23 protein-coding genes are annotated in these 24,773 nt (G+C 60.4%); 14 read left to right on the forward strand and 9 right to left on the reverse strand.

Going from position 1 to position 24,773, the window contains the following annotated elements; translation table 11 throughout:
• The first annotated feature begins 10 nt into the window (after positions 1-10).
• Entirely contained in the window at positions 11-3,379 is a 3,369-nt protein-coding gene (locus BLR31_RS16080) for a tetratricopeptide repeat protein (protein WP_143009416.1), read from the forward strand.
• A 97-nt stretch (positions 3,380-3,476) separates the two neighbouring features.
• Here BLR31_RS16080 and fliP read toward each other — a convergent pair whose 3' ends face one another.
• Together fliP and BLR31_RS16090 are read right to left on the reverse strand one after the other, a co-directional pair.
• Entirely contained in the window at positions 3,477-4,292 is an 816-nt protein-coding gene (gene fliP, locus BLR31_RS16085; RefSeq protein WP_425287262.1) for a flagellar type III secretion system pore protein FliP, read from the reverse strand.
• Entirely contained in the window at positions 4,243-4,833 is a 591-nt protein-coding gene (locus BLR31_RS16090) for a flagellar biosynthetic protein FliO (RefSeq protein WP_090597750.1), read from the reverse strand. The genes fliP and BLR31_RS16090 overlap by 50 nt, the downstream gene beginning before the upstream one ends.
• A gap of 216 nt (positions 4,834-5,049) precedes the next feature.
• On the opposite strand from BLR31_RS16090, the gene flgB reads away from it, so the two are divergent.
• From flgB to cckA, 7 genes are all read left to right on the forward strand, one after another.
• Complete coding sequence (gene flgB / locus BLR31_RS16095; protein WP_090597752.1) at positions 5,050-5,454, forward strand: flagellar basal body rod protein FlgB; 405 nt, start codon at positions 5,050-5,052, stop codon at positions 5,452-5,454.
• Positions 5,455-5,462: 8 nt separating this feature from the next.
• The gene (gene flgC / locus BLR31_RS16100) at positions 5,463-5,876 is read left to right on the forward strand and encodes a flagellar basal body rod protein FlgC (protein ID WP_090597755.1); all 414 of its coding nucleotides are present in this window, start codon (positions 5,463-5,465) and stop codon (positions 5,874-5,876) included.
• 10 nt (positions 5,877-5,886) lie between these two features.
• Entirely contained in the window at positions 5,887-6,210 is a 324-nt protein-coding gene (gene fliE, locus BLR31_RS16105) for a flagellar hook-basal body complex protein FliE (protein WP_090597757.1), read from the forward strand.
• Positions 6,211-6,392: 182 nt separating this feature from the next.
• Positions 6,393-6,659, forward strand: a complete 267-nt coding sequence (gene fliQ, locus BLR31_RS16110; RefSeq protein ID WP_090597759.1) for a flagellar biosynthesis protein FliQ — start codon at positions 6,393-6,395, stop codon at positions 6,657-6,659.
• Between the two features lie 2 nt (positions 6,660-6,661).
• Complete coding sequence (gene fliR, locus BLR31_RS16115) at positions 6,662-7,423, forward strand: flagellar biosynthetic protein FliR (protein WP_090597761.1); 762 nt, start codon at positions 6,662-6,664, stop codon at positions 7,421-7,423.
• 3 nt (positions 7,424-7,426) lie between these two features.
• Positions 7,427-8,509, forward strand: coding sequence for a flagellar biosynthesis protein FlhB (flhB, locus tag BLR31_RS16120; RefSeq protein ID WP_090597763.1), 1,083 nt, complete (start codon positions 7,427-7,429; stop codon positions 8,507-8,509).
• Between the two features lie 136 nt (positions 8,510-8,645).
• The gene (gene cckA, locus BLR31_RS16125; RefSeq protein WP_090597765.1) at positions 8,646-11,192 is read left to right on the forward strand and encodes a cell cycle histidine kinase CckA; all 2,547 of its coding nucleotides are present in this window, start codon (positions 8,646-8,648) and stop codon (positions 11,190-11,192) included.
• Here the strand turns inward: cckA and BLR31_RS16130 are convergent.
• Complete coding sequence (locus tag BLR31_RS16130) at positions 11,189-11,368, reverse strand: glycine zipper domain-containing protein (RefSeq protein ID WP_090597767.1); 180 nt, start codon at positions 11,366-11,368, stop codon at positions 11,189-11,191. The two genes, cckA and BLR31_RS16130, sit on opposite strands and share 4 nt — an antisense overlap.
• 175 nt (positions 11,369-11,543) lie before the next feature.
• Here BLR31_RS16130 and recA point away from each other — a divergent pair, with 175 nt between their 5' ends.
• Together recA and alaS are read left to right on the forward strand one after the other, a co-directional pair.
• Entirely contained in the window at positions 11,544-12,617 is a 1,074-nt protein-coding gene (gene recA / locus BLR31_RS16135) for a recombinase RecA (RefSeq protein WP_090597769.1), read from the forward strand.
• A 260-nt stretch (positions 12,618-12,877) separates the two neighbouring features.
• A complete protein-coding gene (gene alaS, locus BLR31_RS16140; RefSeq protein WP_090597770.1) occupies positions 12,878-15,538 on the forward strand; it encodes an alanine--tRNA ligase in 2,661 nt (886 codons plus the stop codon).
• A gap of 63 nt (positions 15,539-15,601) precedes the next feature.
• Here the strand turns inward: alaS and BLR31_RS16145 are convergent, their stop codons facing one another.
• The 6 genes from BLR31_RS16145 to BLR31_RS16170 form a co-directional block, all read right to left on the reverse strand.
• Positions 15,602-16,729, reverse strand: coding sequence for an OmpP1/FadL family transporter (locus BLR31_RS16145; protein ID WP_090597772.1), 1,128 nt, complete (start codon positions 16,727-16,729; stop codon positions 15,602-15,604).
• A gap of 159 nt (positions 16,730-16,888) precedes the next feature.
• On the reverse strand, positions 16,889-17,806 hold the full coding sequence (locus tag BLR31_RS16150; RefSeq protein ID WP_090597774.1) for a DMT family transporter: 918 nt from the start codon (positions 17,804-17,806) through the stop codon (positions 16,889-16,891).
• Between the two features lie 238 nt (positions 17,807-18,044).
• Complete coding sequence (locus tag BLR31_RS16155) at positions 18,045-19,256, reverse strand: NADP-dependent isocitrate dehydrogenase (RefSeq protein WP_090597776.1); 1,212 nt, start codon at positions 19,254-19,256, stop codon at positions 18,045-18,047.
• A 118-nt stretch (positions 19,257-19,374) separates the two neighbouring features.
• Positions 19,375-20,493 carry a baeRF11 domain-containing protein gene (locus BLR31_RS16160; RefSeq protein ID WP_090597778.1) on the reverse strand — a complete coding sequence of 373 codons (1,119 nt, stop codon included), beginning with the start codon at positions 20,491-20,493 and terminating at the stop codon, positions 19,375-19,377.
• A 131-nt stretch (positions 20,494-20,624) separates the two neighbouring features.
• The gene (locus tag BLR31_RS16165) at positions 20,625-20,960 is read right to left on the reverse strand and encodes a TfoX/Sxy family protein (protein WP_090597780.1); all 336 of its coding nucleotides are present in this window, start codon (positions 20,958-20,960) and stop codon (positions 20,625-20,627) included.
• 3 nt (positions 20,961-20,963) lie between these two features.
• On the reverse strand, positions 20,964-21,395 hold the full coding sequence (locus BLR31_RS16170; protein ID WP_090597782.1) for a GFA family protein: 432 nt from the start codon (positions 21,393-21,395) through the stop codon (positions 20,964-20,966).
• A 100-nt stretch (positions 21,396-21,495) separates the two neighbouring features.
• Here BLR31_RS16170 and BLR31_RS16175 point away from each other — a divergent pair, with 100 nt between their 5' ends.
• The 4 genes from BLR31_RS16175 to rpsD all read left to right on the forward strand — a co-directional run bounded on the left by BLR31_RS16175 (position 21,496) and on the right by rpsD (position 24,715).
• Positions 21,496-22,059, forward strand: coding sequence for a GNAT family N-acetyltransferase (locus tag BLR31_RS16175; protein ID WP_090597863.1), 564 nt, complete (start codon positions 21,496-21,498; stop codon positions 22,057-22,059).
• Positions 22,059-22,862, forward strand: coding sequence for an RNA methyltransferase (locus BLR31_RS16180; protein ID WP_090597865.1), 804 nt, complete (start codon positions 22,059-22,061; stop codon positions 22,860-22,862). Before BLR31_RS16175 ends, BLR31_RS16180 begins: the two co-directional genes overlap by 1 nt.
• A gap of 68 nt (positions 22,863-22,930) precedes the next feature.
• A complete protein-coding gene (locus BLR31_RS16185; RefSeq protein ID WP_210183942.1) occupies positions 22,931-23,878 on the forward strand; it encodes a DMT family transporter in 948 nt (315 codons plus the stop codon).
• A gap of 219 nt (positions 23,879-24,097) precedes the next feature.
• Positions 24,098-24,715 (forward strand): 30S ribosomal protein S4, encoded by a 618-nt coding sequence (gene rpsD, locus BLR31_RS16190; protein WP_090597784.1) that lies wholly within the window; start codon positions 24,098-24,100, stop codon positions 24,713-24,715.
• Positions 24,716-24,773 lie beyond the last annotated feature (58 nt).

A 24,773-nucleotide genomic window follows, 5' to 3' on the forward strand; every position in this document is an offset into this window, starting at 1 on the left:
GCAAGGCAGAATGCTTTCAACCACCAAGAAACGTGGACGCTCAGTGTGCGGCGCCGCGAGAGCAATCTCGCTGGCCGTTTTGGCATGGGCTGTCGTTGTCGCTTTTTCCCACGGTGCTGCGGCGCAGGAACGGGTGGTGCTCGAGGCACTGCCGCAGGATGGCTATGCGCGGCTGATCCTTACCTTTCCCGAGCGAATGTCGTTGCCCGAGCATACGATCAGCAGCGAAAACGGCGTGCTTGTCGTCGAGATGACCGACACGACCATGCGCGGCAGCCTGCCCGATGTGGGCGCGGTGCTGGGCAATTATCTTGCGATCGCGCGGTTCGATCCAGACATGACGGCGTTGCGCATGGGGCTGCGGGGGCCGTTCCGGCTCAATACGATCGCCGCGGGTGAGCAGCTCTATATCGATCTCTTGCCATTGGATTGGGTCGGACTGCCGCCCGCGCTTCCGGACGACATCATAGCCAAGCTGGCCGATCGTGCCGAGGATGCCGCGCGCATCGCCGAGGAGCGGCGCCGCGCGGAAATGGTGGCCGAGTATAATCCCGTTGCCGATATCGCTGTTGGGACGCATCCGACGTTCTCGCGGGTCATCTTCGACTGGAATGTGGGCACTAAGGCCGAATTTACCCAGGACGGGCTCGCTGCCGCGATCAAATTCGATTGGCCGGTGCCGATCGATATCTATCCGTTGATATCGAACCTGCCGGTGCAGGTGGAGAGCGTCGAAAATGAAGTCGATGGAGGCGGCAGCACCATCAACTTGACGCTGGCCGAAGATGTCGACCTGCGGTTTTATGAGAACACTGCTTCGCAATTCATTCTCGATATCAACAATCCTGCCGCCGAGACCGGCGGAGTCGATATTCAGGCGTTGATCGCAGATGCGGAAGCGAACGGGGTGATCGAACCGCTTGCCGACGAGGACGAAGCCGCCGTGGCGGTCGATGTGCCGGATGTAATCGTCCCGCGTGTGAGTTCGGTGGGACAGACGGTCCGCGTCGTCTTTCCGTTTCACACAGCGACGGCTTCGGCGGTGTTTCGACGCGGAGATACGGTGTGGATGCTGTTTGACAGCACCATTCCGATCGCCGAGCCGGATGCGGCGGCGGGGTCGATCTTTGATGGTCTGGTCACCGATTTCAGCGTGCAGGCGGCGGGTGCGTCGCAAGTGGTGCGGATGGATTTGAGCCAGGACCGCCTGGCGACCATCGGCTCGGAGGGCATGGCCTGGGTGCTTTCGCTCGGCGACACGCTGTTGAGCGCCACCGAGCCGGTGTCGCTCAATCGGCGGCGCGACAGTGCAGGGTTTTACGAAATGATGGCTGACCTCGGGCAGCCCTCCAAGGTGCATCAGCTGCGTGACCCTGTGGTGGGTGATGTTCTGGACGTCGTTACCGTATTTCCGCCGGCGCGCGGTGTGGTGCGGGATTTTCAGTATGTCGATTTCTCGGCACCGCGTTCCATCCACGGGCTGGTGATCAAGCCGCATCATCAGGGGGTGGGAGTCCGCATCGAGGATCGGCTGGCGGTGATTTCCGGCGCCACCGGGCTGACCTTGTCTGATGCCCAGACAGTGCGGTTCCGCATGCCCGAGGGTGGGAGTGACAGTGCGCTCGACCTCGCATCGCTCAATACGCCCAATCCACTCCACTTTGCGGAGCGCAAGAACGCGCTCGTCCACCGGACGGCGACGACGGAAGGGCGTGAGCTCGACCGGGCACGGCTGGAGCTGGCGCAGTTTTATCTCGGCAATGGGCTGGCACAGGAGGCCATCGGCATTCTCGAAGTTATGCGCCGCGAATTGCGTCAGGAAGGGCTCGACATCGAGCTGAACGCGACGCTGGGCGCTGCGAGTGCTTTGGCGGGCCGGGTGGACGAGGCGCTTGCGATCCTCAACTCGGACGATATGCGCGACGAAGCCGACGCCATGATCTGGCGGACCATTGTGCGGGCGGAATCGGGACGGGACTATGCCGCTGCTCGGCTCGACGCGATGGGCGCCGAGAGTGCGGTCGCTGAGTATCCGAGCTGGGTCCGGTCACGATTCCTGCTGGCCGCGGCACGGGCGGCGGTGATGCACGGCGATGCCGAATTTGCGAACAAGATGCTCAACACGCTCGAACTCTCGACGCTGACCCGAGACCAGATGGCGTTCTATGAACTGTTCGGCGGCATGGTCGACAAGCTCAATGGGCATTCGGCCGAAGCTTTGGAAAGTTTTGGGCGCGTGATCGCAGCCGATAGGCGTCCGACAACGGCCGAGGCCGTGCTGCGGACGATCGAGTTGCTGGACGAGATGGATCGCCTCGATCTCGATCGCGCCATCTCGACACTTTCGGTTCAGGCCACCATCTGGCGCGGTGGGCCGCTTGAACTGGAGATGACGTCCAAGCTTGCCGACCTCATGTACCGCAATTCAGATTTTCGCGATGCGTTCGTGCTGACCCATGACGTTGCGGCGCTGCACGCGGACTCGCCGGTGCTCGACGGGATGGTGGATAGGGCCCGGACAGAATTTGCGGGGCTTTATCTCGATGGCAAGGCCGATGCGCTCGAACCCATCGAAGCGCTCAGCATCTATTATGATTATCGACAGTTGACGCCTCCGGGGACGGATGGGGACGTGATGATCCGCAATCTGGCCCAGCGGCTGATCAAGGTCGACCTGCTCGCTCAGGCCGCCGATCTGCTGGAGTATCAAGTGGACAACCGGCTTGAAGGCGCGGCCCGGGCACAGGTCGCTGCAGATCTTGCCGTGGTCCATATCGCCAACCACGATCCGAGTTCGGCGCTGCGGGTGATCAACGCAACGCGGCTGGCCGGATTGCCGCCCGGGCTGGAGCGCCAACGTCGGGTCCTTGAGGCGAGCGCGCTGATCAATGCCGGGCGGCAGGAACTGGCGCTGGATATGCTTTCGAGCCTGACCGGACGCGATGCCGAGCTATTGCGTATCGATGCGCTTTGGCAGGCGCGGCGCTATCGCGAGGCCAGCGAGCGGATCGAAATGCTCTATGCGACCGATGCCGATGCCGGGGCTCTGAGCCCGATGGGGCGGACCAATATCGTCAAGGCCGCGGTGGGGTATGTTCTGGCCAACGACGCAATCGGGATCACGCGGCTGCGCAGCCGGTTTTCGGACGCCATGGCGGATGCACCGGAATGGCCGATGTTCGCTCTGGTCACCGAAGATATGGACGCGACAGGCGTGGATTTCCGGGACGTGGCGCGGAAGGTCGCCAATACCGACGCCATCAACGGCTTTCTCAATGCGTATCGCGAGATTTATGCCGGTGAGAATGCACTGACGCCGCTGAGGGCTGCGCCGCAGCAGGTCGCGAGCGTCGGAGCGGGTGCGGGCGCGCCGGGGTAGGCGAGAGATCGTCGTTCTCGACCAGAAATGATTTCGGAGCATACTGGGTCCAGGCGTAGGGCCGGGATGACGATGGTGGGTAGGGCCTAGGCTCTGCTCAGCCCGTGAAACTTCGTATCAGGGACCCGGCGACGAGGTGCCAGCCGTCGACGAGGACGAAGAAGATCAGCTTGAACGGGAGGGAGATGATGACTGGCGGCAGCATCATCATGCCCATGCTCATCAGCACGGAGGCCACGACCATGTCGATGACAACGAAGGGCAGGAACAGGAGAAACCCGATTTCGAAGGCGCGGCGCAGTTCCGAGATCATGAATGCGGGGACGAGAATACGCAGTTCGATCTCTTCGGGGGTTTCGGGCGCCGGGGTTTCGGTCAAATCCATGAACAGCATCAGGTCACGCTCACGGACGTGGTTGAGCATGAACTCATGGAAGGGGCCCGAGCTGATTTCCAGGGCTTCGGTGATCTCGACCTCGCCTTCGATCAACGGCACGATACCCTGCTCGTAGGCGGACTGGAGCGTGGGGGCCATGATGAAGGCGGTGAGGAACAGCGCCAGCGAGATCATCACCGAGTTGGGCGGCGCGGTCTGCAGGCCAATGGCGGTGCGCAGGAGCGAGAGCACCACGACGATGCGGGTGAAGCTCGTCACCATCACGAGGATCGACGGCGCGAGGGCGAGGATGGTGATGAGCGCGATGATCTGGATCGCGCGCTCGGTCAGCGTCGTCTCGTCGCCGAAATCTATGGAAATGTCTTGCGCGAAGCCCGCCTGAGCGCTCAGCAGTAGTGCGGTTGCGGCGAGGGCGACGCAGGCAAGTGCTTTCGCGCCGGAACGATTGTGCCGGCGCGGCGCGATGTCAGATCTTGTTCGGGCCGTGGTCAGAGTATTCGCGTTCCCTGGGCTCAATGGTCGGCTCATGGTCCACGGTAGTGGAAGCCGACATGGCAACGCTTTTAGCTGAGTCGGTCGAAAGCCGGCCCGGTTTGTCGGGATTTCCACCGTCCAGTTTGGGCTCGCTTTCGACCGGCCGCAGCAGGCCGGTGTGGCGCAGCGATTTCGACGCTGGCTGCGAAGGGGTGGCAGGCGCGGGCGCAGGGGTGGGCTCAGGGGCCGGGGCTGTCGTCTGGCGACGACGCGGCGCGCGCTGGGCGACTTCAACGGGAGCTTCGAAGCCTGACTCGACCACAAGATCATTGGGGCCACCGATGACGATCAGGTGTTCCGCATCGTCGCGACGGATGATCACGGCCTGACGCTTGTTGTCGATGGCGATCGAGTCGATCACCATCAGGCGCCTGTTGCGGCCACGCCCGACATTGCGGGTGGCATCGCCCACGAGCTTGACCAGCCAGACGGCCAGAACGATCAGCACGATGACGATAGCCAGTGCGATGGCTACGGTAACGAAGTTTGTTTCACCGCCGAACAGGCTGGTCAGAAATTGCACGGATGCGCTCCTTGGAGGTCGACTGGGAGGTCGGTCGTTTCAGCGAACACATAACGATATGCCCGCAATGGGGCAAGACTTGCCTAGCATACGCGCGCGTACGGCCAAAATTGGGACGGTTAGGCGGGGCCGTGGCGTAAAAATTAACGCGGCGTTAACCATGGGGTGGGCAGAATTTGCCGAGCTTGAAGATTTAACCGGGAATCGCTGCGCAACATGGCCATTGGCGACCTGCCCATATTTGCCGCCCTCAAGGACAAGATGCAATGGCATCAGACTCGGCAGTCGCTGTTGTCCGAGAACGTCGCCAATGCCGAAACACCGGGCTATCGCGGTCGCGACCTGTCGGCGTTCAGGGTCGAGGACGTTCAGCGGCGGTCCGGCGCGATGGTCACCACAGCGGCGACCAATGCGCGGCATTTTTCGGTCGGTGGAGATCCCAGCCGCGCCATGGGCGCTCGCACCATGAACAGTTTCGAGGTCATGCCCGAAGGCAATGGCGTGACGCTCGAGGAAGAGATGATGAAGGTCACGACCAACCAGATGGACTACCAGGCTGTGACCACACTTTACACACGCTCGATGCGACTGATGCGTATCGCACTCGGCAAGCAAGGCTAGGGCTCGCGATGAATGATTTCATGACGTCGATCAAGATCGCCGGGTCGGGGCTCAACGCCCAGACGGCGCGGATGCGGGTGATCGCGGAGAATATGGCCAATGCGGATTCTGCCGGCACAACGCCGGGCGAGGATCCTTATCGGCGCAAGGTCCCGACGTTTCACGCCATGCTCAATCGCGAACTGGGCGGCTATGAAGTGGCTGTTGGTCATCTGGCCACGGATATGAGCGATTTTTCATCGCGCTTTGAGCCGGGCCATCCGGCGGCCGACGAGAATGGGTATGTCAAATATCCCAACGTCAACACGCTGATCGAGACAATGGACATGCGCGAGGCCCAGCGCACTTATGAAGCCAATCTCAACGTCGTGACAGTCTCGCGTCAGATGCTGGGGCGGACCCTGGATATCCTGCGCGGATAGGATCGAATAAATGAGCACTCCATTCAATGCAGCGACCGCAGCCTATGGCAATGTCTCGCGCCTGATTTCCGATCAGGCATCGGGAAAGATGCCGAACCCGGCAGCCGAGGCAGGTGGCGCCAATTTCGGCCAGATGCTGGCTGAGCAAATCAACTCCGTCGCCGAAGCCGGTCGACAGTCGGACCAGCTTGGGATCGACATGGTCAACGGCAAGGCAAACGTCATCGACGTCGTAACAGCCCTGGCCGAAACGGAATCGGCGATGGAGACCATGGTTACCGTCCGAGACCGCGTAATCTCCGCCTACGAAGAAATCATGCGTATGCCAATTTGAATGGGTGAGGGCGGGCTGCAAATGGCGGCCGCCTGCGCTCCGGTGCTCACGTACTTTTTGTACGCTCCGCTCCGGTGCTCGTCGGCCACCATTTTCGCTCCACCCTGACCCATTCACCACATCACACGGAATGGGTGGTCGTGTAAGCTGTCGTTAACGAATCGCGGCGGAGCCATTCGCGCATGACCGGGGCAGAAACGCTCGACATTGCCACATCGGGCATCTGGACGCTGATCATCATTTCGGCGCCGATGATGATCGTCGGGCTCGTGGTCGGGGTGATCATTGCGCTGTTTCAGGCGCTGACGCAGATCCAGGAAATGACGCTGGTCTTTGTCCCCAAGATTATCGCGATCTTTCTCACCATGCTTTTGACGCTGCCCTTTATGGGAGCGACGATGGCGACCTACATGAACCAGATCGTCGACATGATCATAACGGGCGGGTAGCGATGAGCGTTACCTGGGGTCCGGACGTCGCCTATTATTTCTTTCTCATCTTCGCGCGGCTCGGGACCATGCTCATGCTGATGCCGGCGCTGGGCGAGGGCACTATCCCGGCGCGACTGAGGCTGACGTTCGCATTGGCGTTCGCGTTCATCCTCTTTCCGTTGCTCGTGCCGCAATTGGGTGCGGTGCCGCAAACCGTAGGCGGGTTGATGGCCGCAGTGGGCCACGAACTAGCGGTCGGGTTCATCCTCGGCGGGCTATTGCGGTTGATCCTCACCGCAGCACAGGTTGCCGGTTCGGTGATTGCCTACCAGATGGGCTTGTCGATGGCACAGACGTCGGATCCCACCCAGCCGGGCGTGCAGGGGGCCATCGTCGGCAATTTCCTCGCCATGCTTGGGGTGACGCTGATTTTTGCCACCGACATGCACCACATGCTGCTGGCCGGGATTTTTGCGAGCTACACCTATTTTCCACCCGATGCGCCGTTGATGCTGGGCGATGCCGCTGAAATGGCGGTGCGGATCGTGGCGCAGGCGTTCATGGTCGGCACGCAGATGGCCGCGCCGCTCCTGGTGTTCGGGCTGGTCTTCTATCTGGGCCTTGGCATTCTGGGGCGCTTAATGCCCCAAATTCAGGTGTTCTTCATGGCCATGCCCGCCAATATCATTATCGGGCTGATCCTCTTTGCGCTGCTGCTCTCGCTGATGATGGGGCTCTATATGAGCCATCTCGAAGACCATTTTTCTCTCTTTCTGGGCTGAGCCATGAGTGACCAGCCCGAACAGAGCGAAAAGACCGAAGACCCGTCCCATAAACGTCTCGAGGACGCCCACAAGAAGGGGGATGTGGTCAAGAGCCAGGAGGTGACGACCCTCTTTATGGTGGCAGGATCGCTGGTGGTGTTTGCCTTTGTGGCTCCGATGACCAGCACGGCGATCATGGGCACCTTGAGCGGGTATATGGCGCAGGCCGATCTCTACGAGCTTGGCGGGCCGGGGTTCGGCCAATTCGTCCAGGGCGCCACCCTCAGCCTTTTGGCGCCGCTGCTCATTCCCATGGTGATCCTCGCCGTCTGCGGGATCGCGGGAAACATGGTGCAGCACAAGATGGTGTTTTCGACCGATCCACTCAAACCGAAACTGTCCAAGATTTCTCCGCTGGCCGGGGCCAAGCGGCTGTTTTCGACCGAAGCGCTGGTCAATTTCGGCAAGGGGCTTTTCAAGCTGGTGGTGTTTTCGACCATCATGTTTCTCGTGGTCTGGCCCGATCGCGACCAGCTCGACAGCATCGTCACTTCGGACATCTCCGCCATTCTGGTGTTGTTCCAGGAGGTGGGGATCAAGATCTTCATCGCCACGCTGATCGCCATCCTGATCGTCGCGCTGCTCGACTATATGTATATGCGCCACAAATGGTGGAAGCGGCAGATGATGACGGTCAAGGAAGTCCGCGACGAGTACAAGAATATGGAGGGTGATCCCCATATCAAGGGTCGCATCCGGCAAATCCGGCTCGAACGTTCGCGCAAGCGCATGATGGCGGCTGTGCCCGACGCGACGGTTGTGGTGACGAACCCCACACACTACGCCATTGCGCTCAAATATGATCGTGAGATGGCTGCGCCAAAAGTGGTGGCGAAGGGCGTCGATGCCATCGCGCTGAGGATTCGCGGACTGGCGCGCGATCACGATATTCCCATCGTCGAGAACCCGCCGCTTGCGCGGGCCCTGTTCGCCGGTGCCGAGGTGGGCGAGCAAATCCCCGAAGAACATTTCAAGGCCGTGGCGCAGATCATCGGCTACGTCATGCGGCTCAAGAACCGGTCGAGCTGGAGAAGCGGCAATTAGCGATTTGCTCCGCTAAGGCGCAACGCTTCTGTTAACAGAAGGTTAAACCGCACTACCCAAGGCGAAGCGGGTTTTGCTACCAATAGAAGCCCGTGATTCGGAGTGGGCGCCCAGCGTGTGACGAGGAACGACAGCAATGGCAGTTGCCCCCATGGACGAGGACAACTATCCCGAGCCAGTGGTGGCGCGCCCCTCGTCTAGCGCCGCGCTGTGGCGGGTCGTTGTGCTGTCGCTTGTCTTCATCGCTGTGGCTGCGGCTTTTGCGATGATGGGCGAGGCGATTTCTCCCGAAACAATCGTGCTGTTCCTCGGCGTTCTGGCGGTTATCGGCGTGTTTTCACTTTTTGCGCTGGCGGCCGGACTGTTCCGGTTCGTTGGCGGATCGGAAAAGCGCACGCTCGCGCGGGCTATAGTCGATAGCTTGCCCTATGGCGCCGTCGTCTCGGATCGCGACGGGAAGATTTTTTACGCCAATGCCGAATATGCCGAACTGTCGGGTGGCGTGTCCAAGGGCGTACCGGTGGGTGTGCCCCGGCTTTTCGCCAGCCAGCCAGAAGCGAGCGAGGCGGTTTATCGTCTGTCGCGCGCGGCGCGGGACGGGCGGAGCATTGTCGAAGACATAAGGCTGTCGCACGGGAAGGGCCGTGCCGTCTGGTATCGCGTGGGCGTACGTGGGCTTCCCGACTTTGAGGGCGCGAACGGAAAATCGGTGATCTGGACCGTGGAGGACATTTCTCGCGACCGCGAGGCGCAGGAAAACTTCTATGTCGAACTGCAAAAGGCCATCGACTACCTCGATCACGCGCCGGCTGGGTTCTTTTCGGCCAATGCGCATGGGCGCATTCAATATATCAACTCCACCTTGGCCGACTGGCTGGGCTATGACCTCGCTGATTTCGAGGCCGGACAGCTCGATCTCCATGAGATCGTCAACGGTGATGGTGCCGGACTTTTGATGGGTGGCGGTCAGGACGGGGCGGTGAAAACCGAAATTCTCGACCTCGATCTCGTGCGCCAGGATGGTACCAATCTACCGGTTCGCCTGCTGCATCGCGCAGCGCGGCTCGCCGAGGGCGAATTGGGCGAAACGCGGACACTGGTGCTCGATCGGTCCCGGGCCGTTGATGGCGAAGAGGCTTTGATGGCCGCGGAAGTGCGGTTCTCGCGGTTTTTCAACAATACCCCTTTTGCGATCGCGGCACTCGACGGGCAGGGGCGGGTGGTTCGCACCAATGCGCCGTTTACCCGCATATTCGGCTTGGCTTCAGGCGACCGTGGGCTCGAAGGGCTCGATGTGGCGACACTCATCGACCAGGAGAGCCGCGCCAAGCTGGTTGGCGCGCTTGTGGACGCCAAGGGGCACAAGGCGGAGATCGATCCTGTCGACGCCACTATTCCGGGCGAAAAGGCGCGCAATGTCCGCATGTTCATCTCCGGCGTCGAGCGTGGCGGAGAGACGGACGAAGCGGCAATCCTTTACGCGTTGGACATGACCGAGCAGCGTCAACTCGAGGAGCAGTTCGCGCAAGGCATGAAGATGCAGGCCGTGGGGCAGCTCGCGGGCGGTGTGGCGCATGATTTCAACAATGTGCTGACGGCGATCATCGGGTTTTCCGATTTGCTGCTGCTCAAGCACAAGCCGTCAGACCCATCGTTTTCCGATATCATGTCGATCAAGCAGAGCGCCAACCGGGCGGCCGGGCTGGTGCGGCAGTTGCTCGCCTTTTCGCGCCGGCAAACGCTGCGGCCGCAGGTGCTGGAAATCCCCCAGCATATCGATGATCTGACTGTGCTTTTGAAGCGCCTGATCGGCGAACATGTCGCGCTCGATGTTGAGCATGGCCGCGACGTATGGCCGGTTCGGGCCGATCTGGTGCAGCTCGAACAGGTGATCATCAACCTTGCCGTCAATGCGCGCGATGCCATGCCGGAGGGCGGGCAGATCACGCTCAGGACGCGCAATGTCGAAGAGGCCGAGGCAGCGACGTTTGACTATCGTGGCATGCCAGCGGCCGATTATGTGCTGATCGAGGTCGGCGATACCGGCACGGGGATGACGCCCGAGATCATGGAGAAGATCTTCGAGCCGTTCTTTTCGACCAAGGAATTGGGCAAGGGCACGGGGCTGGGGCTTTCGATGGTCTATGGGATCATCAAGCAGACCGGCGGGTTCATCTATCCCGAATCGGAGGTAGGCAAGGGCACGACGTTCAGGCTGTTCCTGCCGCGTCATATTCCAATCGAGAAGGAAGAGGTGGTCAAGGCCATCGCGGCGCCCGTCAAGGACCTCACCGGCAATGAGCGCATTCTGCTCGTCGAGGACGAGGAGAGCGTGCGGATGTTTTCGGCACGGGCACTTTCGACCACCGGCTATGAGGTGTTCGAGGCCGGATCGGGCGACGAGGCTCTCGAGGTGCTCGAGGAGATCGGCGGCAAGGTCGATCTCATCATTTCTGATGTCGTGATGCCGGAGATGGACGGGCCAACGCTTTTGACGCATGTGCGCCGTCTTTACCCCGAATTGCGGGTGATCTTTGTCTCGGGCTACGCCGAAGAAAGCGTGCGGCAGGGGCTGGCTGACGACCGAAGCGTCGAGTTCCTGCCAAAGCCCTATACGCTCGATCAGATCAATTCCAAGGTGAAGGAAGTGCTTTCGGGCAGTGGGAGCGCGCGGGAGGACTAGGGCTGTCGATCGGGTGTGTCATCGTCGTCATCTGACGAACTGAGGGCGACGCCGATGCTGGTACCAATGGCGATGCCGATACCGACGCCCATGGCGATATTGTCGAGCGCCACGCCGATTCCCGCGCCAACAACTATTCCCAGTGCGATGCCGAGTCCGAGTCTCTCTGTCGCCATGCGCTGATAAGTGGTTTGGAAGTGCTGCGGTTCCGTTTTCCTGCATTGTTCTTATTTTGTCCATTGACACGACGGAAACAAAATGAGAACAAATATGAAACTTACAAATAGACGTTCAGGGTCGACCCATCGCGTTGCAAGCGCGGGGCATTTGGTGAAATAAGGAGAGCTCAAAATGGCAGTTTCACAGCTTCGCGTTGTTGACGGGGGTTCCATGGACAAGAACAAGGCACTCGAAGCCGCATTGGGGCAAATCGAGCGCAGTTACGGCAAGGGTTCGATCATGAAGCTGGGGGAAAACGCCTCAGTGAGTGTCGACTCGATTTCGACCGGATCGTTGGGACTCGATATCGCGCTAGGCATTGGTGGCCTGCCGCGTGGACGAATCATCGAGATTTTCGGACCGGAAAGCTCGGGCAAGACCACTCTGGCCCTGCATGTGATCTCCGAAGCCCAGAAGGCTGGTGGCATCTGTGCCTTTATCGACGCAGAACACGCGCTCGATCCGATCTACGCCCGAAAGCTCGGCGTGAATGTCGATGAGTTGCTGATTTCGCAGCCGGACGCTGGCGAACAGGCGCTCGAAATCGCCGATACGCTGGTGCGCTCGGGTGCGATCGACGTGCTGGTGGTCGACTCGGTGGCAGCGCTGACGCCGCGTGCCGAACTTGAAGGCGAAATGGGCGATTCACTGCCCGGCCTGCAAGCCCGCCTGATGAGCCAGGCAATGCGCAAGCTGACGGCTTCGATTGCGCGCTCCAAGGGCATGGTGATCTTCATCAACCAGATCCGCATGAAGATCGGTGTGATGTTCGGTTCCCCCGAGACGACGACGGGTGGCAATGCGCTCAAATTCTATTCCTCGGTGCGTCTTGATATCCGTCGTATCGGTGCGATCAAGGATCGCGAGGAGATGATCGGCAACCAGACGCGCGTCAAGGTGGTCAAGAACAAGCTTGCGCCTCCTTTCCGCCAGGTCGAATTCGACATCATGTATGGCGAGGGCATTTCCAAGACAGGCGAGTTGCTGGATCTGGGGGTCAAGTCGGGCATCGTCGAGAAATCGGGCGCGTGGTTCTCCTATGACAGTCAGCGCTTGGGGCAGGGTCGCGAGAATTCGCGACAGTTTTTGAAGGACAATCCCGAAATTGCAGCGCAGATCGAGGCCGGTGTGCGCGAAAGCGCTGGTTTGCTGGCGGCCGAGTTGATCACGGGCGGGGAAGAGAGTTCCGCCGACAGCGACGACTGATCATTGCGGCTGCTACCGTTGTGACCTCCTGGCGCCGGGTAACCGGCGCCTTTTTTCTTTCGCTATCGGGTAATGGCGGCTTGATGGTCTGGGACGGGAGTGCGTAGGACCATTGCGCGATCGCATTGCGCTGATCGCACTCTCACGATAGAAGGCAAGCCAAACTGACGGATGCGCGGGGGAACAGCCTTGCCCGTCCATAACGACAAGACATCAGGCGCCGCGCCGAGCGCTGCAAAAAGGGTTTTCCGGGCTCGATCATGACCAGCGTAAACGACATCCGTTCGACCTTTATCGACTATTTCGCCAGGAACGGGCATGAAGCCGTTGCGTCGAGCCCGCTTGTGCCGCGCAATGACCCGACGCTGATGTTCACCAATGCCGGTATGGTGCAGTTCAAGAACGTCTTCACCGGTCTTGAGAAGCGTCCGTATAGCCGGGCCACGACATCGCAGAAATGCGTGCGGGCCGGTGGCAAGCACAATGACCTTGATAATGTGGGCTACACGGCGCGCCATCTCACCTTCTTTGAGATGCTGGGCAATTTTTCGTTCGGCGACTATTTCAAAGAACAGGCCATCGAGCTGGCCTGGACGCTGGTCACCAAGGAATTCGGTCTCGACAAGGACAAGTTGCTCGTTACCGTCTATCACACCGATGACGAAGCTGTTGAGTATTGGAAAAAGATTGCCGGGTTCTCGGATGACAAGATCATCCGGATTCCCACGTCGGACAATTTCTGGACCATGGGGGATACGGGCCCTTGCGGACCGTGTTCGGAAATTTTCATCGACAGGGGCGATCACATCTGGGGTGGGCCTCCGGGTAGCCCTGAAGAAGACGGTGACCGGTTCCTTGAGTTCTGGAACCTCGTGTTCATGCAATATGAGCAGACAGGTGACGGGCAGCAGGAGCCGCTGCCGCGGCCCTCGATCGATACCGGCATGGGGCTCGAGCGCATGGCATCGATCCTTCAGGGGGTCGAAAGCGTCTTTGAAACCGATCTCTTCAAGCATCTGATCGATTCCGCGTCGTCGGCCATTGGCCGATCTCCGACCGAGAGCACAGTCGCTTCGTATCGTGTGATCGCGGATCACTTACGTTCGATGTCGTTCCTTATCGCCGAGGGCGTATTGCCGGCCAATGAAGGGCGCGGCTATGTGCTGCGCCGCATCATGCGCCGGGCCATGCGGCATGCCACATTGTTGGGGACCAGTGCACCGACCATTCACCGGCTCGTGCCGACACTGGTCCGCGAGATGGGACAGGCTTACCCGGAGCTCGTACAGGGCGAGGCTATGATCGCCGAGACGATCCGGCTCGAGGAAGAGCGGTTCCTCAAGACGCTCAGCCGCGGATTGCAGATTCTCGAAGACGAGAGCACAGGACTTGGAACCGGTGACACGCTGGCCGGTGAAACTGCCTTCAAGCTCTACGACACTTATGGTTTTCCGCTCGATCTGACTCAGGACGCGCTTCGGGCGCGCGGCGTCGGGGTCGATCAGGCCGGATTTGACGCCGCCATGGCGCGCCAGAAGGCCGAGGCCCGCAAGAGTTGGTCCGGGTCCGGCGACGCAGCGACGAGCGCGGTTTGGTTTACTGTTGCCGATGCAGCCGGTGCGACTGAATTTCTTGGCTATGAATCCGAAGAAAGCGACGGGGCGGTCCTCGCCCTGGTGCGCGACGGCGCAAGTGCAGATGCGCTTAACGCGGGCGATGAAGGTTTCGTGGTTTTGAACCAGACGCCTTTCTATGCGGAAAGCGGCGGGCAGGTCGGCGATACCGGCACCATGGAAAGCGAAGAGGGCGCGCGGCTGATCGTTGTCGATACGACCAAGCAGGCAGGCGGCGTATTTGCCCATCGCGTCAAGGTCGAGGCCGGGACGGTCGCTATTGGGGACGCGTTGACCTTGAAGGTGGATCACGCGCGCCGCGCGGCTATTCGGGCGAACCATTCGGCGACCCATCTGTTGCATGAAGCGCTGCGTGAAGTGCTCGGGTCGCATGTCGCGCAGAAGGGCTCGATGGTCTCGGCCGATCGCTTGCGGTTCGACTTTTCGCATACCAAGCCGATGAGCGAGGCTGAAATCGCGGAAGCCGAGCGGCTGGCCAATGCGATCATCTTGCAGAATGCGCCAGTCGAGACCCGACTGATGGCAGTCGATGACGCCGTTAAGGCCGGGGCGATGGCGCTATTCGGCGAAAAATATGGCGACGAAGTGCGCGTTGTGTCGATGGGCACCGCGCTCGAGGGTGAGAAGGCAGGCAAGACCTATTCGATGGAATTGTGCGGTGGTACGCATGTGAAGCGGACAGGTGATATCGGGCTGGTCAAACTCGTTCAGGAAAGTTCGGTCGCGTCGGGTGTTCGTCGCGTGGAGGCCCTGACGGCCGATGGCGCGCGGGCTTATATGGGCGAGCAGGAAAATCAGCTCAAAGCCGTTGCTACGGCATTGAAGGTCTCGCCGCGCGATGCTGTTGCCCGGGTCGAAGCGCTGATCGAAGAGCGCAAGGGGCTTGAGCGGCAATTGGCTGACGCCCGCCAGAAACTGGCAATGGGTGGCGGCGCATCGGGTGGCTCGTCGAGCGAGGATGTCAACGGGGTCACGTTCATGGGGCGCGTTGTCGAAGGGCTGCAGCCCAAGGATTTGCGCGGGCTTGTCGATCAGGCGAAAAAGCAGATCGGTTCCGGGGTTATCGTGATCGTGGGTACCACCGAAGACGGCAAGGCCGGGATATCAGTAGGGGTCAGCGAGGAACTGACGGATCGGTTCAGCGCCGTGGACCTTGTGCGGATTGGTTCGGCCACGTTGGGAGGTCAGGGCGGCGGCGGGCGTCCGGACATGGCTCAGGCGGGTGGACCGGACGCGACCCAAGCCCAAGCGGCGATCGATGCGATCAGGGCGCACCTTTCGGCCTGATCGTCCAAAACAGAATAAAAAAATGGCCCCGAGAGGGGCCATTTTCATTTGATGGGTCAGTTATCAGAAATGGGCTTTGAGGCTGGCGCTGATGCCGAGAACACTACCGTCGTCCCATGTTTCGCCGCGCAGGTTCTCTCCGCTTCCGATGATCGAGTAGGAGACACCGCCCGACAGTTCGAGATTTTCAGCGAGATTATACGCGCCGCCGAGGGTTGCGCCCCAACGGTCGGTCTGGGTGCCGCTGATCAGGACGCCTGAATCGTTAACTGACGATGTGCCGCGATCCCAGGTTATCGTGCCTAGCAGGGTCAGGTCGGGCGTAATGGCGTGGCCGACGCCACCAGTCACGGTCCAGCCGTCGCGATACGAGAAATCGGTACCGACAACCGGACCAACTGTCGCGACGCTAAGGGACTGCAGCACAGACCAATCGACCCATTTGACGGAGCCGAGAACAAGCCAGCCAGGCGCTATGCCGGTTTGCCCCTTCACTTCAAAACTCTGCGGTGTCGTCGCATCTGCGGTTGCCGGTCCGCCAAATGCCGTGCCGGTAAGGGTGTAATCGACCGCAGCGTTATAGATAGCGCTGACGCGAAGTGCGATTTCCGGAATTTCGTATGCGGCGCCCACGCGCCAGCCGGTTCCGGACCCAGCGATCGAAAGAGGGGCTGTGGTGGTCAGGCCTGTGGGAATATCCGCCTCGTAACCGAGAGTTTGTGCGGAGATGCCCAGGATCGGGCTCAAGGTGCCAGGGCCGACGTCAAAGCCGTAGCTACAGGTCAGGCCAGCATCGAAGGATGTCAGGCGCTCCCGAGCGGCTTGCCCGGTCAGAGCGGCGTAGGCGAGATTACGGTCGACACCGTTTCCGAAGGGGTTTTGTGCCGACATCAAGCAGGTGGCCTGATCGTTGAAGTCCGCCTTGACGGCAAGGTTGTAATGGACGCGGTCTGCAGAGCTAGACACGGTGCCCGGAATCGCTGCTCCGCCCAATGCTGGAAAGCCGGTTGGGTTCTCGATATCGTGCTCGATGTTGACGTGCGTCACCGTGGCCTTTGCGGCGTAGGTCGCGGGGTCAAAGAGGAGGTCCCAGTTATAGCCATTGGCTTCGAGTCCGCCGGCATGGGCGGTCGATGCCATTGCGGCGAGGGCGAGTGCCGCGAGTGCGGTCGTAGATTTAAATGTGGCCATGGTCTCCTCCTAGTCCTCCAAAGCGCGCATCTCCCAATGCGCTGATGCGTCGGGGTGCATTGACGCTTGCGTCAACGATTGCTGCATATCGTAAAGCGGTCAATGCGAAGCGGCGCGAATTTGACAAGAATGTGTCGCTGATGCGTCCTTGCAACAGGTTCAATCGACGCGTTCGGGCGCCGGCGTTGTGACCCTGCGGCGGCCGATGCGGGCCATGCGTACGCCGAGAAGGGCGCGCGCGGCTTCGACGCCAGGAGTGGCTACGCCGGATGCAACCACAATCACAAGACCGATGATGGCAACGGCATCGGGGTATTCCTGATAAAACAACCCGCCCAGGATGATGGCCCAGACGATCTGGCTGTACTGGGTTGGTGCGATCTGGTTGGCGGCGACGCGGCGGGACGCGGCTATCATGAGCAATTGCCCGGTGCCGCCGAACAGCCCGATCATGAGAAACATGCCCATCTGGTGCCAGGTGGGGATTTCAAAGCTGGGGATCATCGCGATGCCATTGAAGACCAGGGCATAGGTGAGCAGGACGCCCAGCAGGGAGACGCGGCGCTCATTTGCCGATACCTTCTTGAGCACGATGGCGCCGACCGATGCGGAAACCGCGGCGCAGGCGGCGGCGATGTGGCCCATCTCAAGCACTTTAAAGCCGGGGCGCACGACGAGAAGGACCCCGGCAAAGCCGACGGCGAGGACCAGCCATCGGGACGGCGACATCGATTCACGCAGGATGAAGACCGAAAGGATGGTGACGAAGATGGGCGTGAGAAAGATCAGTGCATAGGCTTCAGCCAGCGGGATGGAGGTGAAGGCGATTGTGGCCATGGCCATGGAAATGATGCCGCAGACTCCGCGCAATTGCATGAGCCAAGGGTGGCGAAGCTTGTAGGTGTCGCGCCAGAGCTCGCCGCGCGGGCGCACGATCAGGGCAGGGACGAAGGAAAAGATCGTCAGAAAAAAGCCGATCTGGAAGACCGACAGGCTATCGCCAAAGCTCTTGATGGCAGCGTCGCCGAAGGCAAAACTTGCATAGGCGGCTAGCGCGATGAGGACGCCAACCGGCATCAGAGTTTCCAATGTTTGCGGTGAAGCGCGGCGAAGGCCGCACAGGTCAGTGATAGAGGCAATCGGTGGCGGGGTCGAGGGGATTTATGGTGGGCAGCTGGCGTGGTGATCGTGACGTGCGCAGAGCCGGATCCTGGGAGGAAATCCAGGGATGTCTGAGGAAGGGGTGCCTGCTCCGGCTGATACAAAAAAGGCCCGGGCGGGTGCCGGGCCTTTTTCGCGTTCAAGCGTAGAAATATCAGGCCATGGCCTTCTGGAGGTTCTCGTCGATGGCGTCGAGGAAGCCCATGGTCGAGAGCCAAGGCTGATCAGGGCCGACGAGAAGGGCGAGATCCTTGGTCATCTTGCCTTCTTCGATGGTGTCCACGGTGACCTTTTCCAAGGTTGCAGCGAACTTGGCGAGCTCATCATTGCTATCGAGCTTGGCACGGTGGGCGAGGCCACGGGTCCAGGCGAAGATCGATGCTGTGGAATTGGTCGAGGTTTCCTTGCCCTGCTGGTGCTGGCGGTAGTGACGGGTCACCGTGCCATGCGCCGCTTCGGCTTCGACGGTCTGTCCATCGGGGGTCATCAGGACGGAGGTCATCAAGCCAAGCGAGCCAAAGCCCTGGGCCACGATGTCGGACTGGACGTCGCCGTCGTAGTTCTTGCAGGCCCAGACGTAACCGCCGGACCATTTGAGGGACGCAGCGACCATGTCGTCGATCAGGCGGTGCTCGTACCAGATTTTCTTGGCTTCGTATTGGTCCTTGAACTCGGCTTGGAAGACTTCCTCGAAGATGTCCTTGAAGCGACCGTCATAGACCTTAAGGATGGTGTTCTTGGTCGAGAGGTAGCAGGGCACGCCGCGCTGCAGGGCGTAGTTGAGCGAAGCGCGGGCAAAGTCGCGGATCGAATCATCGAGGTTGTACATGGCCATGGCAACGCCGGCGCCGGGGGACTGGAACACCTCGTGTTCGATTTCCTGTCCGTCTTCGCCGACGAACTTGATGGTCAGTTTGCCCTTACCGGGGAATTTGAAATCGGTGGCGCGATACTGATCGCCAAAAGCGTGGCGACCGACAATGATCGGCTGAGTCCAGCCGGGCACGAGGCGCGGGACGTTCTTGCAGATGATGGGTTCGCGGAAGATCACGCCGCCAAGAATGTTGCGGATGGTGCCGTTGGGCGAGCGCCACATCTTCTTGAGGCCGAATTCTTCAACGCGGCCCTCATCGGGCGTGATGGTGGCGCATTTGACGCCGACGCCGTGCTTCTTGATAGCGTGGGCGGAATCGATGGTCACCTGGTCATCGGTGGCATCGCGGTTTTCGACGCTGAGATCGTAATATTCAAGATCGATGTCGAGATAGGGATGGATCAACTTGTCCTTGATGGCCTGCCAGATGATCCGGGTCATCTCGTCGCCGTCAAGTTCGACGACGGGATTGGCGACTTTGATCTTGCTCATTCAGCGCTCCTCAATTTGCCGATATTTTTCAGGCGCCCCTATAGCATTGAGATTGGCAAGAGCAAAGCCGAACCGGGCAAAACACGCTCGGTTCGGCGGGAATTGGGACTAAAGTCGACTAAATCGGGTAGCGAAGCGTGGCTGCAAGCGATGCGTCGTGCGGGAGGTCCGGCTTGCGTACAGCCAAAACGGTGGCTCCGCTGGCCAATGCGCGACTCATGATTTCATCGACAACGCCGAATGTATGCGGCCCTTCGTCGGCGAAGGTGACGGCCCCGCTCTCTTCGTCGATCGTGCCATGAACAACTTCGTCGAAGTCGACAAGCAGGGTTTCGATGGCGCCAAACGTCGCTGCGCGGGCAGCATCGGAGATGTCGGTGGTCGTACGGCTCGCACCCTTTCGCGCCTCGAAGGTTGCGTTGAACTCTTCGATCTGGCTGGCATAAATACCGTCGAGCACCTTTTGGGCGGATGTGGCGATTTCGCTATCGGTGGAGCGATCGTTCGTGTCGGTGATGGTTTCGTCGGCCAAGCTGGTGATGGATGTAACCGACCGGAAGATTGAATCGAGCGGCTGCGTTGCAGCCAGGATCAGCGGGAGATCGCGACCGGACAACACAGGGCGCAGGGCTGCGTCGACCTGCCTTGCATAGTTTGCCAACAGGACCTTCTGGCCTTCCGATCCAGTGATGCGACGCTTTGCCGAGCGGTCGTTGATCGTGGATCGATTGTTGGCACTGGCCGCATCGCTGGGCATCCCTGGAACCTTGATCTCCTGGGGCGGCAGATCAGGGAAGACCTCGACAAGCCGGACTGCATTTTCCGAGAGCGCCAGAACCAGAGCGTCGTGCGGGAATGTTATGGCGCGGAGGAGCGGTTTTAGGAGGAAGCGGTCTGCGACTTCCACTGTGGCGTTGAGTTTGTTCGCCAGTCGGAAGGTGCGGATTTTTGTCGGTGTGGCGAAAATCGCGAGGGAGTGCGCCTGGAAGCGCCAGAATTCATCATCCTCCAGAAGGTCGTCGAACTCTTCACCGATGGCGGCGATCTCACCCTTGTCGAGGGAAAGCTCTTCGAGTTGCGACATGGCATTCTTGACCAGATTACCCAATTCGATGCGGGATGCGTCGATGTCTTGAGTGAGAGGGGTAGTGGGGAGATAGATTGAAACGCAGGCCCTTGCGCGCTCGCTATTGAGTTTTTTGAACTGCTGCAATGTGGGCGTGTCAATATAGAGCATGAATAAACCTCTTGCTTGTGAAAATGCTGTCTTTGGCAAATTGCCTTTCCATTCCAATCCGTGGGGCAAAGATTGGTTGCGCTGCGAAAGCATATCAATGTGCAGGGGACGTTTAGTCGCAGTGTCTTGCGCTATTTTGGCGGCAGAGAGGCAGCGAAGGCGCGGCAACGGTCGAGCCATTGCGCTAGGGTATCGTCATCCTCGAGGACGTCGCCATCGACCGAGACAAAGCCGCCCATGGTCCTGGTGCCCATGGTCATCGCGCTGGCGCCGGGTTCGCTTAACGCTGTATCGTAGCCGTCCTTACCCACACGAGCGAGGAGCGCGCCATCGCTCATGATGGCGACGACCATGTTGCCGTGTAGCATGAAGGCGCGGCCGCCGAACATCTTGCGTTCGGTGATGCCCGGACGATGGCCGAGATGGTCACGGACGCGGTCGGCGAGTTCGTCGGCTGCAAAGCTCATTGCCTAAAATCCGGTGCTGTCGCGGTAGGTGTCATGTTGCTGCAGGGCGGGGTCGAGAAGGTCCCAATCGAGGTGCGAGCGCGAGAAGACGGCCTGATTTGGTGCGAACCAAGTAGGGTCATCGAACACGCCGGCCGGGAGCAGGATGAGGTTTGGGGCACGCTGGGTACGGGCGTATAGAGGGGTGCCGCACTCGGCGCAGAAATTGCGCGTGATGTGCGAACCGGAGGCTGCGGTCCTGGTGTGGCCATTGACCGGGCCGTTAATCGCGACGGTGTCGGTGTGCATGAGGACCACGGTTGAGTGACCGGTGCCCGTTGCCTTGCGGCAGTCGCGGCATGAGCAGACGAGCATCGAGAGCACGGGGCCATCGACTGTGATGGTGCTGGCACCGCAGGCGCATTGGGCGGTTTCGTTGAGAACAAGCTTTGTCATCGGGAGAGGCTGGCATGGCAATCGGCGCAATGCCAGCGCAAAACTTGCTATCGGCGCCGCTTAGACGTAGTGGCACAGGCCACAGACCATGATGGTGACGATGTCCTATTTTCCGATCGAAACAGAGCGACTGTTGCTGCGCCAGTTCAGGCTTTCCGATGTCGATGCGACCGCTGCATATGAGGGACTGCCGGAGGTTGCGCGCTATTGCTCCTGGGAGCCGCGGACGCGACGGAGGATAAAGGAACTGATCCCGCGCTGGATCGCCATGGACGGTCTGGGAGCCAAGAGCGAAGGCATTCAGTATGCGGTGGTACTCAAGGCGTCTGGCCGGCAGATCGGAGACTGCGTCTTGATGTTTGACGATATCGCGGCGCGGCAGGGGCAGTTGGGCTATGTGATGGACCCCGCGCACCAGGGACGTGGCTATACCACAGAAGCGGCCCGCGCAGTGCTAGGGGTCGGGTTCGATCGCGTGGGGTTGCATCGGATTTCTGCGCGGTGCGATACGCGCAATTTCGCGTCCTGGCGGGTGATGGAAAAGCTGAGCATGCGGCGCGAGGCGCATTTTCGCGAACATGCAATTTTCAAGGGCGAATGGGACGAGGAATTCGTCTATGCGATGCTCGAAGACGAATGGCGCGCGCAGCAAGGGGCAGTGTGATGGCGGGGACCGATACAAGCAAGGAATTCATGTTTCGTCCCACGCCGGCGATCGTTCTTTGCGAACCGCAGCTTGGCGAGAATATCGGGACGACCGCGCGGGCCATGGCGAATTTCGGGCTCTGGGATCTGCGACTGGTCAATCCGCGAGACGGCTGGCCTAATGAAAAGGCGGTAGCGGCTGCAGCCAAGGCGCTGCCGGTGATCGAGCGGGTGCGGGTGTTCGATACGCTCGCCGAAGCGATCGACGATCTCAATCTCGTTTATGCGACGACAGCGCGGAACCGGGAAATGTTCAAGCCGGTGATCGGGCCGGACGAGGCGGCGGATCGGATGAGCGCGCATATCGGCGCGGGCCAGAAAGCCGGCATTCTGTTCGGGCGCGAGAAGTGGGGGCTTAACAATGACGAGGTGGCCCTGTCCGATGCGATCGTGACGCTGCCTGTGGAGCCGGCTTTTGCGTCGCTCAACATCGCGCAGGCCGTGCTGGTTCTTGCCTATGAGTGGCGCCGGGCGGCACTCAAGGATGCGCCTTTGCCTTTTGCAGGTGATGAGGGCGAGCCGGCCCCACGGGGGCAGATTGTCGGGCTGACCGAGCAGTTAGGAGAGGCGCTGGACCGGGCCGGGTTCTTCAAGACTGATGCGAAGCGACCGACCGTGATGAACAATATCCGCGCGATGTTCGCGCGGGCCGGGTTCAACGCGCAGGAGGTGCGGACTTTGCGAGGGGTCGTGGCAGCTCTGGACCGGCGGCATGAACGACCCAATCCAGCCCGCTTGCGCAAGAACGACGACGAACAATAGCTAAGGTTGCCCGGGCGGGATCGTGCCTGTAGGGTTTTGGTCCCACCTTTCCTGTTTCCGGACCATCCATGATTTCTCCCGCCGCGGCGGCATCGCAATCTCATTCGCGTTCGGCTCAGACGGGAATGGTGATCATGGTGATCGCCATGGCGCTGGTGCCGATCGGCGATACGCTTTCCAAGACGCTGACGGCTTTCCTCAACCCGTTCGAGATCGCGTTCTGGCGGTTCCTGCTGCAGATGATGGTGCTGGGCGGCGTTATCGTGCTTTTGCGGCGACGGTTGCAGACCGGGCCATGGGGACTGCTGGTGCTGGGCGGGTTTTCCGCGGCTGCTACGCTTGGGGCGCTGATTGGGGCGTTCGTTACGATGCCGATCGCGACGGCTATCGCGATCTTTTTCGTGGAGCCGCTGATTCTCACCGTGCTGTCGGCGCTGTTTCTCGGGGAGCGGACGGGCTGGCGGCGCTATATCGCTGTGTTCGTCGGGCTGATTGGCGCCCTGATCGTTATCCGACCGAGCTGGGACGTGTTCGGGTGGACATCGCTCTTGCCGCTTGTGGCCGCTACGGCTTTTGCGACCAATGCGATCGTGATCCGTAAATTGTCGCGAACCATGGATTCGATGTCGATCCAGTTCTGGTTCGCGCTGATTGCGCTTGGGATGATCGGACTGGTGCTGATGCTTACGGGCGGGATGGAATTGTTCAGTTTTGCCGAAGGGTTCGATGCATCGGGGCCGTGGGGGCTACTAGGGATCATGGGGCTTTTGTCGGCACTGACCTTCTTTCTGATTTCGGAAGCGTTTCGGCGGGCACCGGCATCAACGATCGCACCGTTTCAGTATCTCGAGATCGTGGGCGCGGTGGCGCTTGGCTATTTCGTTTTCGGGGACTTTCCGGATTTCTGGACCTGGGTGGGCACAGCGATCATCCTTGCATCGGGGCTTTACGTCTTTCAGCGCGAACGGAAGCAGGGCCAGGTGCCGAAATCGGAAGCCGTTCATGGGACGGAGTAGGGCCACGGCGCTTGACTTTCGGCCGATTGGCACCTAGAAACCGGCCATCCTGACTGGGCTATGCTCATCGGGAAGCACCCGAGACCGTCGGTTTGCGTATTCAGGTTGGGCCTTTGGCTCTAGCCAGTACCAACGTTTTTCGCACGGTCTGTCGATCGCCTCGCAAGAGGGGATAGAGGAGGGCGCTGTCTTTTATCTGTAATCTACAAAGGACAAGCGATGTCAAAACGTCATTCGCAGAAGCACAAGATCGACCGCCGTCTCGGCGAAAATATCTGGGGTCGTCCGAAGTCCCCGCTCAACGCACGCGCCTATGGCCCCGGCCAGCACGGCCAGCGCCGCAAGGGCAAGCTCTCGGATTTCGGTATTCAGCTGCGCGCAAAGCAGAAGCTGAAGGGCTATTACGGCTCGATCACCGAAAAGGCCTTCAAGCGCGTTTATGCCGAAGCGGCTCGCCGCAAGGGCGACACCGGTGAGAACCTCATCGGTATTCTGGAAAGCCGTCTCGACGCGATCGTTTACCGCGCCAAGTTCGTGCCGACCGTGTTCGCCGCTCGCCAGTTCGTCAACCACGGCCACGTTCAGGTCAACGGCAAGCGCGTCAACATCCCGTCCTACAACGTCCAGCCGGGCGACGTGATCACGGTCCGTGAGCGCTCCAAGCAGCTCACCGTGGTTCTCGAAGCCGTTCAGCTCGCAGAGCGCGACGTGCCGGACTATGTGGATGCCGACCACTCCAAGATGTCTGCGACCTTCGTTCGCGTGCCGACCCTTTCGGACGTGCCGTACCCGGTCCAGATGGAACCGAACCTGGTCGTCGAATTCTATTCGCGCTAAGCGAACAGCCAGTTTGAATGGGAAAGGGCCGCTCCGATGGAGCGGCCCTTTTTCGTTG

The organism is Pelagibacterium luteolum, assembly GCF_900100665.1.
Classification (GTDB): domain Bacteria; phylum Pseudomonadota; class Alphaproteobacteria; order Rhizobiales; family Devosiaceae; genus Pelagibacterium; species Pelagibacterium luteolum.